Annotated in this window: 13 protein-coding genes and 1 pseudogene; 2 read left to right on the top strand and 12 right to left on the bottom strand. The window is 44.1% G+C overall.

Features of this window, described 5'->3' with window-relative positions:
- Positions 1–851: extracellular solute-binding protein (locus tag ACTXGH_RS13440; RefSeq protein ID WP_439297071.1), on the top strand; the 851-nt coding region annotated here is incomplete at its 5' end.
- A gap of 90 nt (positions 852–941) precedes the next feature.
- Here the strand turns inward: ACTXGH_RS13440 and ACTXGH_RS13435 are convergent.
- The 11 genes and pseudogenes from ACTXGH_RS13435 to ACTXGH_RS13385 all read right to left on the bottom strand — a co-directional run bounded on the left by ACTXGH_RS13435 (position 942) and on the right by ACTXGH_RS13385 (position 18,116).
- The gene (locus ACTXGH_RS13435) at positions 942–2,177 is read right to left on the bottom strand and encodes an FUSC family protein (protein ID WP_439297072.1); all 1,236 of its coding nucleotides are present in this window, start codon (positions 2,175–2,177) and stop codon (positions 942–944) included.
- A 414-nt stretch (positions 2,178–2,591) separates the two neighbouring features.
- Positions 2,592–4,013 (bottom strand): FAD-dependent oxidoreductase, encoded by a 1,422-nt coding sequence (locus tag ACTXGH_RS13430; protein ID WP_299217906.1) that lies wholly within the window; start codon positions 4,011–4,013, stop codon positions 2,592–2,594.
- 178 nt (positions 4,014–4,191) lie between these two features.
- Positions 4,192–8,655, bottom strand: coding sequence for a glutamate synthase large subunit (gene gltB / locus ACTXGH_RS13425; RefSeq protein WP_439297073.1), 4,464 nt, complete (start codon positions 8,653–8,655; stop codon positions 4,192–4,194).
- A 941-nt stretch (positions 8,656–9,596) separates the two neighbouring features.
- Positions 9,597–10,694, bottom strand: coding sequence for a hypothetical protein (locus ACTXGH_RS13420; protein WP_439297074.1), 1,098 nt, complete (start codon positions 10,692–10,694; stop codon positions 9,597–9,599).
- A gap of 92 nt (positions 10,695–10,786) precedes the next feature.
- The gene (aroB, locus tag ACTXGH_RS13415; RefSeq protein WP_439297075.1) at positions 10,787–11,869 is read right to left on the bottom strand and encodes a 3-dehydroquinate synthase; all 1,083 of its coding nucleotides are present in this window, start codon (positions 11,867–11,869) and stop codon (positions 10,787–10,789) included.
- Positions 11,870–12,028: 159 nt separating this feature from the next.
- Positions 12,029–12,574: pseudogene (aroK, locus tag ACTXGH_RS13410) on the bottom strand (shikimate kinase AroK); the annotation flags it as partial.
- A gap of 167 nt (positions 12,575–12,741) precedes the next feature.
- Positions 12,742–15,135, bottom strand: a complete 2,394-nt coding sequence (gene pilQ, locus ACTXGH_RS13405) for a type IV pilus secretin PilQ (protein WP_439297076.1) — start codon at positions 15,133–15,135, stop codon at positions 12,742–12,744.
- A 27-nt stretch (positions 15,136–15,162) separates the two neighbouring features.
- Entirely contained in the window at positions 15,163–15,696 is a 534-nt protein-coding gene (locus ACTXGH_RS13400; protein ID WP_439297077.1) for a pilus assembly protein PilP, read from the bottom strand.
- Between the two features lies 1 nt (position 15,697).
- Entirely contained in the window at positions 15,698–16,414 is a 717-nt protein-coding gene (locus tag ACTXGH_RS13395; protein ID WP_439263560.1) for a type IV pilus inner membrane component PilO, read from the bottom strand.
- Positions 16,411–17,061, bottom strand: a complete 651-nt coding sequence (locus ACTXGH_RS13390; RefSeq protein ID WP_299217919.1) for a PilN domain-containing protein — start codon at positions 17,059–17,061, stop codon at positions 16,411–16,413. The genes ACTXGH_RS13395 and ACTXGH_RS13390 overlap by 4 nt, the downstream gene beginning before the upstream one ends.
- Positions 17,061–18,116: a pilus assembly protein PilM gene (locus ACTXGH_RS13385; protein WP_439297078.1), complete on the bottom strand. Its 1,056-nt coding sequence runs from the start codon at positions 18,114–18,116 to the stop codon at positions 17,061–17,063. The genes ACTXGH_RS13390 and ACTXGH_RS13385 overlap by 1 nt, the downstream gene beginning before the upstream one ends.
- Before the next feature lie 191 nt (positions 18,117–18,307).
- On the opposite strand from ACTXGH_RS13385, the gene ACTXGH_RS13380 reads away from it, so the two are divergent.
- On the top strand, positions 18,308–20,917 hold the full coding sequence (locus tag ACTXGH_RS13380) for a penicillin-binding protein 1A (RefSeq protein ID WP_439263564.1): 2,610 nt from the start codon (positions 18,308–18,310) through the stop codon (positions 20,915–20,917).
- Between the two features lie 158 nt (positions 20,918–21,075).
- On the opposite strand, the gene ACTXGH_RS13375 is transcribed toward ACTXGH_RS13380, so the two are convergent.
- Positions 21,076–21,609, bottom strand: coding sequence for a DUF6586 family protein (locus tag ACTXGH_RS13375; RefSeq protein WP_439263576.1), 534 nt, complete (start codon positions 21,607–21,609; stop codon positions 21,076–21,078).
- Between the last annotated feature and the right edge of the window lie 33 nt (positions 21,610–21,642).

Raw genomic sequence — 21,642 nt, 5'->3', positions numbered from 1 at the left:
TCAAACTGCTTGACGACTCTAGTCAGTACGACCTAGCAGTACCTTCTACTTATTATGTCGAAAAAATGGCCAATGAAGGTCTTTTACAAGAGATTGATCAGTCAAAACTTAGTAACTTTAGTAACCTAGATACCTCATTTACCAACACTAAGGTCGATCCTGAAAACAAGTACTCTATCCCTTATATGTGGGGTAGCACTGGGCTTGCCATCAATGGCGATAGCGTCGATCCTGCGACCGTTAATAGCTGGAATGATCTGTGGAATCCTGAGTATAAAGGTCAGGTGATGCTGACTAATGATGTGCGTGAAGTGTTTGGCATGGCACTACTCACGCTTGGTTACTCAGGCAATAGTAGCAATCCTGATGAGATTAAAGCGGCTTATGATAAGCTCACCACTTTGATGCCTAACGTCAAAACCTTTAATTCAGATGCGACGCGCATGCCCTATATCGAAGGCGAAACTGCCCTTGGTATGACATGGAATGGCGAAGCGGTCATGGCCAATGATGAAGGTCTGACCAGCTTGGTTTATAAATACCCATCTGAGGGTGCAATACTTTGGATGGACAACTTTGTTATTCCAAAAAACGCCAAGCAGGTTGATGCGGCACACAAGTTTATTGATTACTTATTGCGTCCTGAAAATGCCAAGATTGTTAGTGAAGAGATTGGTTATGCTTCACCAAACATGGCGGCGCGTGAACTGATGGACAAAAGCGTCCAAAACAATCCAGCCATTTATCCAAGTAAGGAAGTACTGGCGCAAGCTGAGTTCCAAGAAGATGTGGGCGATGAAGCGCTGCAAGTCTATCAGCAATATTGGGATAAGCTCAAAACTGGTCGTTGATACAATTTCGTTCTATTTAACGATTAACCCAAGCCTCTAATCGGTTACATACGCATATAAAAACGCTGACTCTAAAGGGTCAGCGTTTTTTTATAGATGTAGATCAGTCTTGCCGCCTTTATTCTCAATTCGGCGTTGTTCGCGGCGCTGGTAACGAAGACCGGAGGCTGCAAACCATTGCGGTTTGGTGGTCTGTAATAAATCGCTAAGCCGCTGTAATTGCACTTGCAAAGTTTGGGTCAACCAAAAATAACCTTGCCATTCAAACCCTAAGTTTTGCACACTTGGATAATCTGATACGGTAATACGTGTGATCGGCCGAAACACCTCATCACTTGGGCTACGCAGCACTGCTGCCATGTGTAGCATAGCTTGGGTCAGCTCATGCTGATAATGAATCAATAGGGTATGATTCTCATCATCTATCTCAATATTAGCCAAGCGCGGTGCGGCGCTTAATAATAAATCAATCGTTCCGATGATATTTCGATGCGTACGCTGAATCGTCTCTAAAGTCTCTTTATCAATGCCCGACTCTCTTTCTGTCGCAGCAATGTGCGGGCGTACTGCTAATAGTCGCTTATTGATTTTTTGTAGCGCCTTAACCAATGCTTTGTTGACTGGGATATCAGGGACAGAGCTACTAGTAGGATAAATCAAACTTGCTGAGCTGGTGCTCTTAGTGTATTTGAATGGTTTGGGCACTAGAATGTCAGCATCAATATGGTTGCCGACTCCGGCATATAGATTACCGCAGGTCTCAAGATTGCTTGCCAGCAAAAAACGCCACATCAAAGTAGACTTGAGGGGTAAAACTAAGGTCGCCGCCACCGCCACGCCAGCGCCCAGCAAAATATTAAAGGCACGGTACAGACCATCTTGACCGATACTGCTTTGGTCAGGACTTGAAACAATCATCAGCATGGTAATACCCGTTAATAGACCAATATAACCCAACTGTTTAACCGCAACATACCCAATGATACCGCTGATGATGCCGATAAGTAGATAGTATATCCACATCCACGTACCGATGTCTTGACTTAACCACAAAAACCCAAGCCCGACGCCCACACCAAGCAAGGTACCCAATATGCGCTCTTTGGCTTTGGTATAAATTGCACCTTGGTATTGTAATAAACCCAAAATGACAAACACCGTAATGGTGGTCCACTCTCCATGTGGCAGATTGGTGACCTCATTCAATAATAGCGCAGTCAGCACCGCTGTGCCCAAACGTATCGCGTGCAATACGTCAGCATGTTGATAACGCGCATAAGGCTCAACAAGTGGGGCGGTAAATCGTTGCCAAAAGGTCGGTTTCACTTGGAATCACTCTTTTTATAAAATAGAAAATATAACAATAATGAAAAACATCAATAGACAGCACTTATTAGATGATGATTGACTACGTAGCCATTAATCGGACAGCTACTATTTAATATAGCCAATACTAACTAAAAGTGTCATGTATTTTATCTGTAGGCAAAGCCGTTAGAAATTTTCTTGCTTGCTGTGCCTGCGCAGACAGAGGCTACAAAAATTTATATCAGCTTTGCCATAACATTTTTGGAGTGAATTAACTATAACTATTCACTCACCAGCAAAAAATAACGCCTTTCATCTATTAAAAGACAAAAGACGTTAAAGGTCAAAGCGCGCGAGTACAAAATAGACAAAACTGATGTACTCACTCTTCAATACTTATCGCATTTTTAAAGAGAGCACTTGCTTTAAACACTATACTTCTAAGTAGTCCAAAATACCTTCAGCCGCTTGGCGACCATCCCAGATGGCGGTCACGACCAAATCAGAACCGCGTACCATATCACCTCCAGCAAAAATCTTAGGATTTTGCGTTTGGTACTTATAGGTTTGCTCTTCTAAAGCGACGACGCGTCCTGTAGGGTCTAGCGCCACTTGCTGCGTCTCAAACCACTCCATAGGACTAGGACGGAAGCCAAAGGCCATGATGACCGCATCGCAAGGAATAATCTCTTCAGAGTTAGGAATCGGCTCTGGGCGACGGCGACCACGATTGTCTGGTGCACCCAGATGCGTAGTGACAACTTTTACCGCGTTCACTTTACCATTTAAGCCGATGATTTCGGTTGGTTGGCGGTTAAACAAAAACTCAACCCCTTCTTCACGCGCATTAACGACCTCACGACGCGAGCCGGGCATGTTTTCTTCATCGCGGCGATAGGCACAGACGACCTGCTCTGCACCCTGACGGATACTGGTGCGATTACAGTCCATAGCCGTATCACCGCCGCCTAATATGACGACTTTTTTGCCTTTTAGGTCGATATATTCGTCGGCATCTTTTTCCCAGTCGTTACAACGGTTGACGTTGGCAATGAGATAATCTAGTGCATCATAGACACCGTCCAGCTCCTCACCAGCGAAGCCGCCACGCATATAAGTGTATGTACCCATACCCATAAATACCGCATCATAATCACTCAACAGCTCATCAATACTGACATCAGTTCCGATTTCTGTCTCAAGGCGAAACTCGATACCCATACCTTCAAAAATAACACGGCGGTTGCGCATGACGTCTTTTTCCATCTTAAACTCTGGAATACCAAAGGTCAGTAAGCCGCCAATCTCAGGGCGTTTGTCAAAGACGACTGGTTTGACACCATTTCTTACCAAAATGTCGGCACAGCCAAGACCAGCAGGGCCTGCACCAATAATGGCAACCTTTTTATCTGTCCAGACGACATCTGACATATCTGGACGCCAGCCAAGCGCAAAGGCGGTATCGTTAATGTACTTTTCGACATTACCGATAGTCACAGCGCCAAAACCATCATTCAATGTACAGGCACCTTCGCATAAGCGGTCTTGTGGACAGACGCGCCCGCAGACCTCTGGCAAAGTGTTAGTACGATGACACAATTCTGCCGCTTGGAATATCTGCCCTTCGGTGGCAAGTTTAAGCCAATTAGGGATGTAATTGTGTACTGGACATTTCCACTCACAGTAGGGGTTGCCGCATTCAAGACAACGATGGGACTGCTCGGCCACCGACTCACTCTCAAATGGTTTGTAAATTTCGACAAACTCTGTTGAGCGCGTCGCAATGTCTTTTTTATTCGGCTCAACCCGTGGTACTTCTAAAAACTGAAAACTATTATCTAAGCGTTTTGCCATAATGACTTACTCTTCTATATGGGGCTCTTCTATAGTGGGTAGTGACAGTTGGCATATACCATTTATATTAGGTCAAGAGACCTAGCGATACTGTCACTTACCTACCTACAATATTAGCGCAGTGAGAGGTAATCTCTTAAATGTTTACTTAAACCTTAGCAGATCAATAAACAGCAAATTACTGTGGATCGGCTGTGGTGGTTTTAAGCAGTGTTGCAATATTCGCCGCTTTGGGTTTAACCAAATACACCTTACGAACATAGTGTTCAAAGTCAGCCAATATTGTCTGACCCCACGCACTACCTGTCTTCTCCACGTGTACTTCAATAACCTGCTGCAAATGGATACGATGTTCTTCAGTCTGTTCACTTGAGATACGGTTTAGGTCAATCAGCTCATGATTGCAGCGATCAAAAAAGTCGCCATCCATATCAAGTACATAAGCAAACCCGCCTGTCATACCCGCTCCGAAATTAAGTCCTGTACGACCAAGAATCGTGACGATACCGCCTGTCATATATTCGCAGCAATGATCGCCCGTGCCTTCGATGACGGCATGAGCGCCAGAGTTACGTACCCCAAAACGCTCACCTGCTGTGCCTGCTGCATAGAGCTTGCCACCTGTCGCACCATACAGACACGTATTGCCGATAATAGCGGTTTCTTGTGCGCTAAAGTTTGAGTCTTTTGGCGGATAAATCACAATCTCGCCGCCTGCCATGCCTTTACCGACGTAATCGTTGGCATCACCTTCAAGCTCAATATGCAAGCCGCCTGCATTCCAAACGCCTAAGCTTTGCCCTGCAGTACCTGTTAGATGCAGCTTAATAGGCATGTCACTCATGCCAAGATTGCCCCAGACTTGTGCAATCTCACCGGAGATACGGGCGCCAATAGAGCGATCACAGTTGCCGACATAATAGCTATAATCACCACCACTACCTTTACGGATATTAATCAGCATATCACTAATCATCTGCTCAGCCAGTAAGCCTTTATCGAACGGCTCATTACGCTCAACCTGACAAGTTTGCGCTTTGCCACTACTGGCAGGATGACTAAATAGTAACGGCGTCAAGTCAAGATGACGCTGTTTGTCAGTATTGCCCTCTAATACGTCAAGCAAATCTGTACGCCCGACCAGCTCTTCCATGCTACGTACGCCAAGAGCGGCGAGCCATTCGCGCGTTTCAGTGGCCACAAATTTGAAAAAATTGATAAGCATCTCAGCTTCACCAATAAAGTGCTCGTCACGCAGCTTAGCTTTTTGCGTGGCAACCCCTGTCGGACAGTTATTAAGATGACAAATTCGCAAGTACTTACAGCCAACTGCAATCATCGGTGTGGTACCAAAACCAAAGCTTTCTGCTCCAAGAATAGCGGCTTTGACCACATCAAGGCCTGTTTTGAGGCCACCATCAGTTTGCACGCGTACTTTATCGCGCAGACCATTGACGCGTAGCGACTGATGCGTCTCAGCTAACCCTAGCTCCCATGGCGAGCCTGCATGGTGAATAGAGGACAGTGGCGAGGCTGCGGTACCGCCATCATACCCTGAGATGGTAATCAAATCGGCATAAGCTTTTGCTACACCTGTCGCAATGGTACCAACGCCTGGACGCGAAACTAATTTAACTGAGACTAAGGCATCTGGATTGACTTGTTTTAAATCAAAAATAAGCTGGGCAAGATCTTCGATAGAATAAATATCATGATGCGGCGGCGGTGAGATGAGTGTCACTCCAGGCACAGAGTAACGCAGGCGGGCAATCAAAGCATTGACCTTTCCGCCTGGCAGCTGACCACCCTCGCCAGGTTTTGCACCTTGCGCAACTTTAATTTGCATGACTTCTGCTGAACGCAAATAGGCAGGCGTGACCCCAAAACGACCAGAGGCGACTTGTTTGATTTTTGAGTTGCGTAGGGTACCATAACGAGTAGGATCTTCACCGCCCTCCCCTGAATTTGAGCGTCCGCCAATGGTATTCATCGCCATAGCGATTGATTCATGCGCCTCGGGTGATAGCGCGCCAAGCGACATACCAGCCGAGTCAAAACGCGCCAAAATCTTTGCTGTATCTTCAACTTTATTGACATCGATACTGTTATCCGTTTTAAGTTGCAACAAATCACGTAAGGTTGCAACCGGACGGCTATTGACCAAATCGGCATAATTACGATAATTGTCATAATCGCCCGTACGTACGGCCGTATGTAAGCTATTAATCACATCAGGATTAAAGGCGTGATATTCTTTATTGAAGACGAATTTTAGTAAACCCCCTTGATCCAGTGGCGCGCGACGTTTAAAAGCATTGGCCGCCAATTGCGCTTGGTCTGCTGCCAGATCGGTAAAGGTAGCTCCCTTAATACGGCTTTGTACGCCTTTAAAGCATAAGCCCACTACCTCCTCTGAAAGACCAACGGCTTCAAATAATTGTGCGCCGCGATAAGAGACAATGGTAGAGATGCCCATTTTTGATAATATTTTTAGTAAACCTTTATCCAAGCCTTTTCGAAAGTTAACCCGTGCTTGAATCGGATCGCCAAGCAACTCCCCTGTTGCGACCAAATCATCAATGACATCATAGGCTAGGTATGGATAAACGCAGGTTGCCCCAAAGCCTATCAATACTGCTACTTGATGTGAGTCACGTGCCAGACCAGTCTCGATGATTAAGTTGGCATCAGTACGGATACCTTGAGCAATCAAGTAATGATGCACCGCACCAGTTACCATAATGGCGTTCGCTGGTACTTTATCTGCAGCGATATTTTTATCGGACAATACAATCAAGGTATGACCAGCACGGATAGCGCGTGCCACTTCTTCGCAAATAGCTTTGATAGCCTCAGACAGCTCTAGCGTACGATCATAGTTTAGATCAATACGTGCCATCTGAAACGCTAGATCATCCAAGGTTTCAAGCTGCCGCATTTTGCTGGCTGATAATACTGGCGACGATAAGATAATGCGATGCGCGTCTTTTTCTGATGGCGCAAATACGTTGGTTTGAGCACCAAGACACGTTTGCAGCGACATGACGATTGACTCACGCAGGGGATCAATCGGCGGGTTGGTTACTTGTGCAAACTGCTGACGAAAGAAATCTCCAACATGGCGAATTTGCTGCGATAACACCGCCATTGGCGTATCATCACCCATCGAACCGACTGGCTCTTGACCATTTTCGGCATTGGGACGAATGATTTCAGTACGCTCTTCATTGGTAATGTGATACATTTTTTGCAGAGCTTTTAACTTATCACCGCGGCATGCTTGCGCTGCTAGCTCTTCTTCTAAACGCTCATCATCGCGGATACGTTTCGCTTCTTCACGCAGCCACTTGCGATAAGGATGAGCCTTTTTAAGTAAGGTGGCAATGGCTTTAGTATCTAAGATTTGACCAGTCAATGTATCGATAACCAGCATCTGACCTGGGCCTACGCGTCCTTTTGCTAATACATCTTTAGGATCATAATCCCAAACGCCCACTTCAGAGGCCACCGTGATATAGCCATTCTTAGTCGTCACCCAACGTGAGGGTCGCAGACCATTACGATCGAGCATACAGACCGCATAGCGCCCATCTTGAATCACCAGACCTGCTGGCCCATCCCACGCTTCCATATGCTGCGAATAAAACTCATAAAATGCACGCAAGTCCATATCCATGCTATCGACATTTTGCCAAGCTGGTGGCACAAGTATCGACATGGCATGAAACAGATTCATACCGCCTGACATCAGCACCTCAAGCATATTGTCTAAGCTTGATGAGTCTGAACCTGTACGGTTGACTAATGGCGACAACTCATTCAGGTTCGGCAACTTTTCTGATTTTAGCTTTGGCGTACGTGCTTCTGACCAATTACGGTTACCCGTAATGGTGTTAAGCTCGCCATTGTGGGCAAGATAGCGAAATGGCTGCGCGAGTGGCCAACGCGGCAGGGTGTTGGTTGAAAAGCGCTGATGGAAAACGACAATATGGGACGCCAAACGCTCATCTTGTAAGTCTAGAAAGAACGCTGGCAGATCTGAGGGCATTACCAACCCTTTATAAATGATAGTTTGGCAACTTAATGAGCACACATAAAACAGCTCGTCATCAGCCAAGCGCTGCTCTGCTTTTTTACGAGCGACAAACAACTTACGGTTAAAATCATCTGCGACCAGATCATCAGGTGCATTGACAAACACTTGCTTAAAATCAGGTAATGTCTCACGGCCAATCTCACCGACGATACTTAAGTCGAGTGGTACATCACGCCAGCCTACTACATCTAGGCCTTGCGCAGTGATCTCTTCGGAGAGTATTTGTTGACTATACTGAGCTTTATCATTATCTACGTTAACAAAGACCATACCGACAGCAAAATTGTCATTAAGTACAAGCTGCTGCTCAGTGGCAATCTGCTGAAAGAACTCCGTAGGCGTTGCTAACAATAGACCACAACCATCACCAGTTCTACCATCGGCAGCAACACCACCGCGATGGGTCATACAACTTAAGCTATGAATAGCAGTCTTTACCAGATTGTGGCTGGCTTGACCCTCAATATGAGCAATCAAACCAAAACCACAGTTATCAGAGAAGTCATCTGGCGTGGCCAAATGCGTATGGGAGGAAATCATTGACATGGCTAGTCCTTTTAAGTGAACGGGCAGCCTATGTATCCAATGCAGAACATAGGCAAAATGCCGTAGGCAGAACGGGTTAATGATAAATACTCATATTTCCGGATAAATAAATGATGCGATTAACAATAGGTTTTAGCGCGTTGAAAGTGACAAAATACTCATCACTGTCGCATTTATTTAAGACAGACCACTAAATAGACGGCTGCTAAGCATTAATAGAAGCAAGATAAGAGCGTCGATAAAAAGCTAATCGTTAAAGTATTAGCACGTTGTTCTTTGCTTGGCAGCTATTTAAAGCTTTTAGTTATAAGCATCAATATGACACATATATCGATCAACAACTGACTGAAAGCCTGATAACACGGTTTTCAATTGAGTTTGAATATCAGACACTTTACATTCAAGCGTCTTAACAACCCTAGGAAGGAAGAGGATAAGAGGATTTGTACTACCATTCTTAATAAACTTAATGCAAATGGTCAGTCAATACGCTTGAAGCGACGACGCTACCATAAAAGCTTGCAACAACAGCATGAAACAGAGGCCAACCGAAATAGCTGCTTTACAGTAACTCTACAAAGTGTCACCCATATTCATATTAGTTAATGATTATAGAAAAATCTAGTCTTTTTTATTAATTCATTTAATTATGGTATCGAGAGTTTTTTCAAACTTTTAGTATTAGAACACGTAATTAGCTATATTAAAATCTTCATAAAATACTGCTGAGTTATTTTTTCTTTTCTTTAAACTCTTATGATTTTAAAAGGGCTTATACTCATGATTGAACGATTACTGGTAACCAGTTTTCAAAAGCATAGCGGCTCTCCGATGCTACTTAGTAAACCATTTAGTAAATCGGCATGAAAAAGCCTGCAAAACTTACGTCTTGCAGGCACAGCAACTAGCGATAAAGGCAGCGCTAATCAGCTGGTAAAGTGCTAGTCAGTTTTTTCTTCGATGAGCTCTTTGATGCTATCGTCTTTGTTTTTAGCTACTCCAGCGCTATCGTTTTTTGCCGACCCAGCATTTGGGTTTTTCACGGTTTCGTTACTGGCGCTTTTATTAGCTGAGGCTGAACTTGAGCTGTTTTTCTCACTGCTGTCTGGCGCAGTTGGCGGTTTTGGCGTAGGAACCACTGGTAAGCTTTTGTCTTCCGACCCAGAACTACGCGCATTATCTTCTTTTTTAGCGGTGGTTGATGAGGCACGGCCTTCATCTTCGGTAATCACAGTACGCTCTTCGTTCACTGCCAACGTTGCAGAGGTATCCTCTGATTGACGAATGCTCTCAACAGTGCCATTGTTTGCCGTTTGATTACCATTCCCAGCTTCATTGCTTGCCAAGCCTTCATCTGCCTTGCGAGCTGGTACCTCACGTTCAGTCGGCTGCAATCTGACAGATCTTGAACGTCTCGTACTTAAGTCTTTGATGGATCCAGGACGCTCATAATTGTCGACGATACCGACATAACGGCTGATCTCTTCTGGCAGCACACGTACGTCAGCTGGTAATCCAAAATCAACCAATTTAGCTGCGCCTACTGCTTCTTGCGGACTACTCATTAGTCCATAAGTCAGCATATAACGCAGTTGATTATTATCATCACGGTAACGAAAGTATGAAAACCTCTTACGATCATCACGGCCTTCCAGATAACTGGTAATGACTTCGTTCTCTGCTACGTTCATGACTTGTACAGTCCATTTACCTTTATTGGCTAGCAAATAACGCTTGTCTTTAAACTCATCAGGATAGTTGCGCAAATCACGGATGGTATCTTCAAAGTTGATCGGTTGAACGTCATTATCAAGCTCATGTAACGCTTCAACAGACAAGGGTTGTGCCAGCTCAGTACTGAGGGCTTCTGGCGCTGCTATTGGCGCGTTTTCAATTTTGGCACCGATAGCGGGAGTCTGACTAAACATCCAAAGCAGGGCGGTCAAGACCCCTAAAAGCAAAGTCATCATCAGCCACATTAAAGCCTGCCTGCGATATGACGTATGTTTTGAACGAGTCGTTGAGCTCGATGAGACCATGGGTGTTTCCTTGGGGAAAATAGGGTGAAGCATGTTAGTAAACTATAGCGACTCAGCTATCTAACGACTCATGTTATAGTGATAAGTATAGTCTATGATAAAACATCGTTAAGTAGCTGCGTATCAAAATCATCTGTTAACACCGCTTGTCCTATTGATTTTAACAAAATTAGACGAATTTGTCCGCCTTTCACCTTTTTATCATGCCCCATAAGCTCTAAAGCCGTATCGACATTGATAGGTGGTGGGTCAATTGGTAAGTTAGCAAGTATCAATACACGCTTGATCCGCGCCACATCAGCTTCACCTAGCCAGCCCATCATTTGTGATAGCTGAGCCGCTTGCACCATACCAGCGGCAACAGCTTCGCCATGGAGCCAACTACCGTAACCTTCGTGAGTCTCAATCACATGGCCGAAAGTATGACCAAAATTGAGCAACGCTCGCATACCAGCTTCTCTTTCATCTTGCGCCACTACGGCCGCTTTATACTCACAACAACGCTTTACAGCCGCTCCAAGTACTGCCAGATCCAGTTGCATCATGGCAGGTAGATTTGTTTCAAGCCACTCTAAAAACTCAATATCCATGATCAACGCATATTTGATGACTTCAGCCAATCCTGCCGATAGTTCACGCGCAGGTAAAGTTTTGAGGGTGCTCATATCAGCCAGCACCATTTTCGGCTGCCAAAAAGCGCCAATCATGTTTTTACCTTGCGCATGATTGATACCAGTTTTGCCGCCAACACTTGAATCTACTTGCGACAATAAGGTGGTCGGGATTTGAATAAAATCCACGCCGCGCATAAAACTTGCTGCTGCAAACCCAGTCATATCACCGATGACACCGCCCCCAAGAGCAACTAAGGTTACATCACGATTAAAATGCTGAGCCATCAAGGCATCATAAATTTGATTGATGCTATCTTGGTTTTTATATTGCTCACCATCAGGAAGTACGCAGACAGCGACGGTAAATGATTCTGCTAACTGCTCTTGCAACCGCTGCAAATATAAAGGCGCAACGGTATCATTAGTCACAATCAATACTTGCTGACCATTAATATAAGGCACAATGCTTGTGGCCATATCGCACTGCTCGACAATAGCTATCGGATAATCATGGCTTTGAGTATGAACGGTCAACTTTGCGTTAAATAGTGGCGCTGCCATAAAATTTCCTATATTTGATATGTCCATTTGTGGCTCATTACCAGATGGCATAAAGCATTTTTAATCTATAAGCGGCTTTGGCGTTGAAGACGTTTGTATTTTGTCGTCTGTGTCTTGTGTTTGGATATCGGTTGTTACCTGCTCTTTTAGTGTTGTTGACTCTAAATCTGTGCTTGCAGCCACCAAAAAAGTCTTCAACTGCTGTAATAACTGATTAACCATATGACGAGGATAGGTATGACCAGTTGGCAATACAATGTGTGCCACTTGTCGATACAATGGATCGCGAGTGCTATACAAATCTTGTAGTATTTTTCTGGGATTGGGTTGTTGCAATAATGGGCGCGACTTGTCTTTAGCAGTGCGAGCCATTTGTACCTCTACGGGTGCGTTCAAATAAACCACGATACCGCGCTGATGCAGAAACTTTCGATTGTCAGCGCTCATGACAGCGCCGCCACCTGTTGCAAGGACGATATGCTGACGCTGAGTCAACTCGTCAATTGCTCGTGTCTCACGTGCTCGAAACCCCACCTCGCCTTCTTTTGCAAATATCCAAGCAATATCGGCACCTGTTTGTGACTCGATATACCAGTCACTGTCCATAAACTCTCGTCCTAGCTGCTTAGCAAGCAACCGGCCAATAGTGGTCTTACCCGCTCCCATCGGCCCAACTAAGAATACCGATGGCAATTCCTCCAACATAGCACTCACTCAGATAAATTAACTATCATACAACGTCATCGTTATTCTGGCTAGTAATGAGCTGAGTTTATTATCAGTAAAATTAGATTTTATTAAATGATAGACCATAAAAAAGCAAGCACTTGGGCTCGCTTTTTTATGGCTTGTGACCTATGAACAAAACAGATTTAATCCAAACGGCTAATACCGTCGTTAATGAGTTTTGGTGTGACAAAAATAAGCAGCTCTTCTTTTGCGTTGCTACGGACATCTTTACGGAATGCGCGACCAATATAAGGCAGATCACCTAAGAATGGCACTTTATCCACGCCATTAGAGACACGGTTTTTGAAAACACCACCAAGTACGATGGTTTGTCCATCTTCTACAATCACGTTGGTCGAGATAGAGTCTTCTGCAATAGCAACTTGATTATTGATGATAGTTGGCGTGCCATTGGTAATCATTAACTGTAGGCCAATCTTACCATCAGGTGTAATATTTGGGGTTGCCTCCAAGCTCAACGCTGCTTCTTTAAAGCTGGTAGAGGTGGCTCCACTAGCTGATGCTTCTTGATAAGGAATTTGTGTACCAGATGAAACCTTGGCGGTTTGTTTATCAGCGGTTAAGATCTTAGGAGTAGAAATAACTTCACCGCGATTGTCTGCTTGTAATGCTGACAGCTCTAGATCTAGCATGATATCTGACATAGCCAGTAGACCAAAAGCAATACTTCCCGCAGGATTCGCCACTCCCAAATCAACGTTTAGATTGTCAGGGCGACTGATATCGTAGGAAGGATAAGAGACGGTCTGTCCATTGACTGTTGTTGTCTCAACATCAAAATCTTTTAAATCCCACAAGGTTTGATTACTACCACCGACCAGTAGGTTGCGGTTATTGGCTGCGCCATTGGATAAGATACCCCAGCGTACACCGATTTCTTTACTAAAACTATCAGAGGCACTCACAATACGCGCTTCGATCATCACTTGACGTACTGGAATATCGATTTTACTAATAAGCCTATGAATATTTTCAATACTATCAGCCACATCTTTGACGATTAACATATTGGTACGTTCATCAATCGTTACCGTACCGCGATTGGACAATAGGCTATTGCTATCTTCTACGCGACTACTGTTTGAACTACCGCCAGACGGACCACTCCCCTGAGAGATAAGGTTGAACACATCTTGTGCTTTAGCATAGCTCAAACGTATATACTCAGTACGTAATGGCGCATAGGATTCGACGGCTTGCTGAGCTTCAAGCTCTTGCGCTTCTTGTGCTGCAAGCTCAATTGAAGGTGCAATCAGTATAACGTTACCATTTTCACGCTTATCTAAGTTTTTGCTTTTTAGAATAATATCTAGGGCTTGATCCCAAGGCACATTGATAAGACGGAGTGTAATATTGCCACTAACAGAGTCACTAGCAACAATGTTCATATCAGTAAACTGCGCTAAGATATCTAGTACGCTACGAATCTCAACGTCTTGAAACTCCATAGATAGTGCTTCACCACTATAGACCTTTTCTTCAAGCGTCGGTTCACGCAATAATTCAGGTTTGCTAATACTGATATTTAGCTGATTGCCTGACTGATACGCTTGATACTCATAGTCACCTGTCATGTTAATCGTAATAACACCGCTTTGACCTTGATTTTTGGTATCAACACTATCTACAAGACCACTGTTAATATTTAAACGACGTAATAAATTTCGAGGCACGGTGCTACCAGTCATACGTACTAATAGCTTGTTACCTTGGCGCTGTACATCAACTGGAATGGCCTCATTGGCGAGCACAATACTGACATTACCGCCACCATTACTCTCCGCCGTAAAATTCAAGGCACTCAGACCGTCGTAACTATATTGCTGGCTTACTTGCGAGGACGCCAGCCTAGGATCTAATAATGGGTTAACGCGAACAACCATCGTGTCAGTAGGCGCTTGTACCTTAATGGCTTCTGAGCCGGTAACGACAGGGGTAACCCCAGCACTACTGGTCTCGACGATAGGCGTCACAATCGCTGTCGTGGTCAGCGCATCGTCATTAACAATAGTAGTATTTGGTTTTGATAAAGCTCTAGAGGCTGTAGTAACAGGTACAGTCGTTACGGTTTGACTATTAGGAACTATACGATTTGGATCAGTAATAGTCAGGAGTAAATCATTGCCATCAACAGCAGTCGTATAGTCCCCACTCTGCTTTAATCCCACAATCAAACGTGTGGTACTATCGTTACTCAATGTTGTGACATCATTGACCATACCAATATTGTAATTGCTAAATCGGCTGACCAAACCATTTTGCACTTGTTCAAAATCTAGAACTAAGCGACTAGGATCATCAAGCTGATAAGCGGCAGGCAGTACTGGCGCGCCATTAAATCCTAAACGCAGCTGGGTTACCGCAGGTGCGGTCTGTACCACAGAGACATTGTCGATGCGTTCCACTGCATAAGCTGTACTACTAATAGCAATCATACTAATCGCCAACGCAGGTATTGCAAAGGCAGAAGACATACGGTTACTCATTGCCATTACCCTATTATTGCGTACTGTCATTACTTATTCCTCAAAAAATCTGCCAACTTAATTTATAGGTGAGACCAACGACTGAGGTCTTTCAATGAACCCAGCGCGGCTATCTGGCACAATTTCAATCAAATTAATCTGGGTCGGCGTGATTTCAACAATACGGCCGTCGTTTGGTCCAAGATAATCACCTACTTTAACGTTAGCGACCGAACCATCTGGACGTTGAACCAATGCATACTGTTGACCTTCAGGAGAGATCAATATGCCACGAAAAGTAAGCTGTGCAATATCGTACTGCTCAAGTGGCTGTTTGATTCGTGTAATATCAGGACGCACACCATCCGATGGTATATTTGGCCCCTGCACGTTGATGAGACTTGGCGGCAGGAACGGGCTACGCACTAAACTTGCACTATATACAAAATCTTCTACCAATTTGGCTTCTGGCGGCGGCTCGATTGGCTGCGAAGGCGAGTTGCGAATCTCACTCATTGCCTGACCTGCCATACCAATCCGATCGGTACAGCCAGTCAACGATATGGCTGCAATACTTAACATAAACAGGGCTGGGAATTTTCTAATATCCATACTAGTTGGCCTCTGCAGTATCGTCAGTAGCTGACGTGGTTACTTCATCCACCACTTCTTTTGATCGATAAGTTTTGGTTTGTAGCACTAGATTTAACTCCGGTATAGCCTCTAATGTCGGTTGCGGATTGCTAACTTCGAAATCATGCATGGTAATGATGCGTGGTAACGCTGCAAGACCACTAATAAAGCTACCAAACTGATGATATTCACCTAAAGCTGCGATGCGAATCGGCTGCTCAATGAAAAACTCGTTTTCTATTTCAGGCTCTACTGAAATATCTTGAAAGCGAATGTTGCTACCGACACCCGTCATATTGATACCCTCTACCAGCTCCGATACACGGGTATCTTTAGGTAACTGATCAAGTAAGGTATTGAATTCAGTTTCCATCTGGATTACTTGAGCTTTGTAAGCTTCTAGATGCCGTGCTCGTGACTCTTTTTGACGATAACTATCAAGTAACGTTTGTTGCTCGCTTTCGGCAGCAGTGATCTCATCAATCTTGCTACTGATAGGTAGTGCCCAAGCTAGCGCTGCAATAAACGCAACGATAAATGCAAGTACCGTCACTTTAACGGGTGTCGGCCAACTGCCATAGTTTTCTGTATCTAAAGACTCAAAGCTGCGGCGAAACTCGTTGAAATTAAACTGCTTCTTGCTACTTACTGCAGTCTTTTTAGTCTTAATTAACGTTTTTTTACGGATAAGTTTCACAACCCACCTCCAGACTCTGCGCCCTCATCATTATTGGTGCTTTCTGACTGAACTTGCGTTGTGACAACAAACTGTACATAACTGTCTTCAGGATAGATAGGACGAGACTTCTCGCCGGAGTTGATAGTTTCATTTGATGCAATGGTTGGCTGATAAGCAGTAATATTTTGCTGAATATTGCGTACGGCAGAGTTACCCATCCATTCACTACTATCTAAATTACGGATTAAGCTTGATACCACATTTGGATTGTCTGCAAGACCTGTTAAAGTTAGAAGCTCCCCTTCTCGTTTTAGATTATTGAGGTAAAGCGCAGAAGGTATGGCTTTAGCGATATCGTCCCATAAACGAACTGGTACTGGACGTCGACCTTGCAAGTCCTGAATCACTTGCATCCGTGAGATAATTTCTTCTCGGCGCTGCTCTAAGCTATCAATTTCGGTTAGCACCTTGTCCAAGCGTACATTCTCTTGCTCGATGAGAGTATTGGCATCACGCTGTTCTTCAAGCTCGTTATTAAAATAACTCCATGCTGCAAATGCAGACAATAACGCCAGCAAAGTCACTGCGACTACTAAGGTAATAAACTCTTTGTTACTACGTTCGCGTTCTTCTTGCCGCCATGGCAATAGGTTGATACGAGCCATTAGTCAAAGCTCCTTAACGCAAGGCCACAGGCAGCTAGCAAGCTTGGGGCATCAGCTTCTAATTGCTCATTGTCTATATAGGGGTCTATGGTCATGTTGATAAAAGGGTTAGCTACCGTCACCGGCACATCAAGCTTTTGCTCTACCATACTTGACAGACCTGGAATAGAGCTACTACCGCCAGCGAGCAGTACATGATCAATACTATTGTATTGGCTAGACGAAAAATAAAACTGCAAAGAGCGTGTGATTTGCTGGATAGTACTTTCGATAAAGGGCGTTAGAATTTCTGGATAATAATCATCAGGTAGGGCGCGCTCACGTTTATTGACCGTCGCTTCTTCAAATGACAAACCGTAGCGATCTTGAATCGCCTCTGTTAGTTGTGACCCGCCAAATAATTGCTCACGGCTATAAACAAATTCACCATTTTTTGCGACGTATAAGGTGGTCTGATTGTGTCCGATATCAACCAGTGCAACCAGCTCTGGCATATTAGGCAAGTTATCTGCCATCAATCCAAAAGCCCGCTCTATCGCGTGCGACTCAATATCCATAATTTTGGTTTTTAGGCCACCGAAAGTTAACGCATCAACACGCTGATCAACATTTTCTGATCTAGAGGCGGCGAGTAGTACTTGAACCAAATTGTCATCAACTAATGAGGGGCCTAGTACTTCAAAGTCTAGATTGACTTCTTCTAGTGGGTAAGGAATATACTGATCAGCGTCCAAACGTATTTGAGCTTCACGTTCGATATCGCTCAGCCCTCGATCCATATCAATAATCTTGGTAATGACTGCTGAACCTGTGACAGCTGTAGCACCATTGCCACTTGTCGTTTGGCAACGTTTTGTCAAACGAGCGATAGCGTCACCAACCGCTTCAGTATCTACAATAAGTTTATCGACGACTGTACCGGGTAGCAGCCCCTCAACTCCATATGACTTAAGGTGAAATATTCCTTGCTGACGTCGTATATCAACTAGCTTTACGGAGGTAGCACAGATATCTATCCCGACCAAATGCCGATTCTTAGAAGAAAGTAGCCTCACAGACGTTTTACCTTATATATAGTTACATTCTGATAGTTATCAGTAATAATTTACTACAATACTTTACTTAACAGACATATTCAAGCATTTAACGGTTCAGTTTGGATAAATTACACTTTTAGGATGACCTGTCTGTTTTCTTCACTGTATAATGAGATATTTGTTGCAAATTTTATTTGATAAGCCTGATTATGACCAAAAGAAACGCTACTGCTCGCCTCGTTCACTTTTTGGTGGGGATTGTTATTGCCTGTCTGGCACTTGCAATTATCCTTGCATTAACTGTGCCAATTGGCTTCTACGGTATGGCTATGTATTTGTCGCCAACCTTACCCAGTACTCAAGAAATAAAAACAGCCAGCCTTGAGATGCCCCTGCAAATATATAGTAGTGATGACAAGCTTATTGGCCAATATGGTAATCGCTTATCGCTTCCAGTTACCTTTGAAGAAATTCCTAAAAATTTGACCAATGCCTTTTTGGCTGCTGAAGACTCATCGTTCTTTCAACATAGTGGTATTAGTATTAAAGGTCTTGGTCGCGCTGTTACCGAAGCGGTCACTGACGATGAAGGTCAGACAGGTGGCTCTACTATTACTATGCAGGTCGCCAAAAATTACTTTTTAAGCCCTGAGCGTACTTTAAACAGAAAGTTAACCGAACTGTTTTTAGCGCGTAAAATGGAAGATGAGCTGAGTAAAAATGATATCCTGACGTTATATGTCAACAAAATTTATCTTGGAGAAGGTGCATACGGTATACGTGCAGCAGCCAAAAAATATTATAGTAAGTCTTTGGAGAGTCTGACCGTTGCTGAAATGGCTATGCTGGCAGGCTTACCTAAAGCGCCATCAAAGTATAATCCTGTCGCCAACCCTGATCGTGCACTCACCCGCCGTAACTGGATTATTGGTCGCATGCATGAGCTTGGTTATATCAGTGATGCTGAGCATAGCGAAGCTATAAGTGCCCCTATCGGTCTAAAACTTTATCAAGAAAAGCTTGATGTCAACATGCCTTATCTGGCAGAAATGACACGTTATGCCTTGGTCAATCGCTATGGTGAACAAGTGGTTAACGGAGGCTGGCGCGTTCGCCTTACTGTCGATAGTGAGGCACAACAAGCGGCTGAAGCAGCTATATCGAAAGGGCTAATAGCCTATGATCATCGCCATGGCTGGCGAGGTGCAGAAGCAAATGATGAGCCTTTAGAAGACTTTCGACGTTATGGCGGTATGTATCCAGCTAAAGTCACTAAAGTTAACTCACGTAGCTTTGAAGCCACAATGCCATCTGGTGAAAACGTTACGGTTAACTGGTCAGGTATGAGCTGGGCACGTAAGTATTTTTCAGCGAATCGTATTGGCTATTACCCAAGTAACGCTAAACAAATTGTGAATGAGAATGATATTATTCGCTTGGTACCGACTAATAATGGTGGTTGGAAACTGGCACAGATACCAGATGTACAAGGCAGTCTGGTTTCGCTAAATCCTGATACAGGGGCAGTCAACGCCCTAGTTGGCGGCTTTGACTTTAATCACAGTAAGTTTAATCGTGCACTGCAGGGTTGGCGTCAACCAGGTTCAACGATTAAGCCACTGGTTTATACAGCTGCCCTAGAAAAAGGCTATCGCTCAGATAGTATTGTTTCAGATCGCCCTATCCAAGTAGGTGAATGGAAACCCAAAAACTCCGATCAACGTTTTTTAGGTGACATTACCTTGCGCCGTGGTCTATACCTGTCACGCAACTTAGTCTCTATACGTTTGCTACAAGCCATTGGCATCTCAGATACACGCAATTTACTAGATCAGTTTGGGCTGGATAAAGAAAAGCTACCAACGACCTTATCGTTAGCGCTTGGTACTGGACAGGCAACGCCGTTACAAATGGCCACTGCTTATGCAAGTTTCGCCAATGGCGGGCACCGTGTTCAACCTTATTTTATTGAACAAATCTACAATTATGACAATAAATTGTTGTTTCAAGCAAATCCGCAGCAAGCGTGCGCATTGTGTTTTAATGAACAAGTCGACAGCCTTAATGCCAAACTGGTTGAAGAGTATAATCAGTCGCTTAAAGACGAAGATGACAACTCTAATGATGAGTTAGTAAATACTGATAATTTAGAAGAAGAAACTGAGCAAGCAGTCGATACTAGTAATTTAAGTATCTATGATGCCAGTCCACAAGCAGATCGTCTAAAAGCACCTGCAGTACAATACCTACATGCAAGCCAAGCACCGCGTATCTTAAAGCCAAGAGTTGCTTTTGAGATGGCTGATATTTTGCGCGATGTTGTGCAGCGCGGTACAGCGGTACGTGCAAAAGCTTTGGGTCGTAGCGATATTGGTGGTAAAACGGGCACTACCAATGAAGCCAAAGACGCTTGGTTTGCAGGGTTTCATCCAACCAGTGCCACTGTGGTCTGGATGGGCTTTGATCAACCATCGACATTAGGGCGACGTGAATATGGAGGCGTCGCAGCGCTACCAGTATGGATGGACTTTATGAAGGTACAACTAAAAGATCAACCTTACCAATGGGTTTCGATCAACAATCGTGCCAAATCCAAAAAGCAACAACAGCGTATTCTAGAGATGACTGATGATGGGATTGTCGATCCTGATGATGAAAACCAAAAGATTGACAATGTTGCGAAACCAGTGGCACCTAAACCGCAGCAGCGTAAGGCTCCTGAACCGATTGAAATAGAAGAAAGTGGAAATAACGACAGTGTTCCTCAAAATCCATTATCAGTAACGCCAGCAAAACGTATGCCCCCTATGCCAGAATAAGTTGGTTGTCGTTTTGCTGATCATGAAAATACTAAAAAGCTTGTTCAATGAATATTGAGCAAGCTTTTTAACGTTGGATATCTAAATATTAAACCCTTCTACTAAGCTTACCAATAGCCCGCTTTGCAAAAGCTCATCCCTCTACTTTTATAATCTATTTAAAACTCTACCATGCCTGCACGTAATTGCTCGATCAGTTCTAAAAACTGTTGTCGCCACTCACGTATAGTCGCTTCATCAGGTAGCCACTGATTCGATAGTGTGACTACATTCACAATGAGGTCACGCGGTTCTTGCTCCAAGTCATTTATATTGATGCCTTTGTCGATAATCCGATCTGGCAATACTGCATATAAACAACGTTGATAAGCGCGTTCTACATTTGCCAAAAACCCTTGCTGCTGCAATTGCTGCAAACGCTGCACCTCTGGTGATATTTGAGTACGTTCTTTAAGTGCTAGCTCAATACTTTCTAAAGTTGGCGCTGACATATCTAGACTATAAAATTGTGCAAGCTCTTGCATAAACGCTAAAAAAGTACCGTACAAATGAAAAATAGCGGTTTCACAATGAGCTTGATACAACTGTTTATCATTGCTATCGCCCGCTGCCTGACAGGCCAGGCGACAAAAATACAGCTTTTGATTGGTTCGATCAGCTTGGTATTTGGCAACACGCCCTTTACCTGCCATATGTTTATCCTCATAAATAATAAAATAGGAGCG

This window comes from Psychrobacter sp. 1Y10, assembly GCF_052259005.1.
Taxonomy (GTDB): Bacteria; Pseudomonadota; Gammaproteobacteria; order Pseudomonadales; family Moraxellaceae; genus Psychrobacter; species Psychrobacter saeujeotis.
Note: the sequence above shows the minus strand (reverse complement) of the source record. Positions and strands in the feature narration are given on the sequence as shown.

Bases quoted from the DNA above. Each gene is read 5' to 3' on its own strand.
- ACTXGH_RS13375 (WP_439263576.1), bottom strand. From the start codon at position 21,609: ATGGCAGGTAAAGGGCGTGTTGCCAAATACCAAGCTGATCGAACCAAT.
- ACTXGH_RS13430 (WP_299217906.1), bottom strand. From the start codon at position 4,013: ATGGCAAAACGCTTAGATAATAGTTTTCAGTTTTTAGAAGTACCACGG.
- ACTXGH_RS13380 (WP_439263564.1), top strand. From the start codon at position 18,308: ATGACCAAAAGAAACGCTACTGCTCGCCTCGTTCACTTTTTGGTGGGG.
- pilQ (WP_439297076.1), bottom strand. From the start codon at position 15,135: ATGACAGTACGCAATAATAGGGTAATGGCAATGAGTAACCGTATGTCT.
- aroB (WP_439297075.1), bottom strand. From the start codon at position 11,869: ATGGCAGCGCCACTATTTAACGCAAAGTTGACCGTTCATACTCAAAGC.
- ACTXGH_RS13390 (WP_299217919.1), bottom strand. From the start codon at position 17,061: ATGGCTCGTATCAACCTATTGCCATGGCGGCAAGAAGAACGCGAACGT.
- gltB (WP_439297073.1), bottom strand. From the start codon at position 8,655: ATGTCAATGATTTCCTCCCATACGCATTTGGCCACGCCAGATGACTTC.
- ACTXGH_RS13420 (WP_439297074.1), bottom strand. From the start codon at position 10,694: ATGGTCTCATCGAGCTCAACGACTCGTTCAAAACATACGTCATATCGC.
- ACTXGH_RS13400 (WP_439297077.1), bottom strand. From the start codon at position 15,696: ATGGATATTAGAAAATTCCCAGCCCTGTTTATGTTAAGTATTGCAGCC.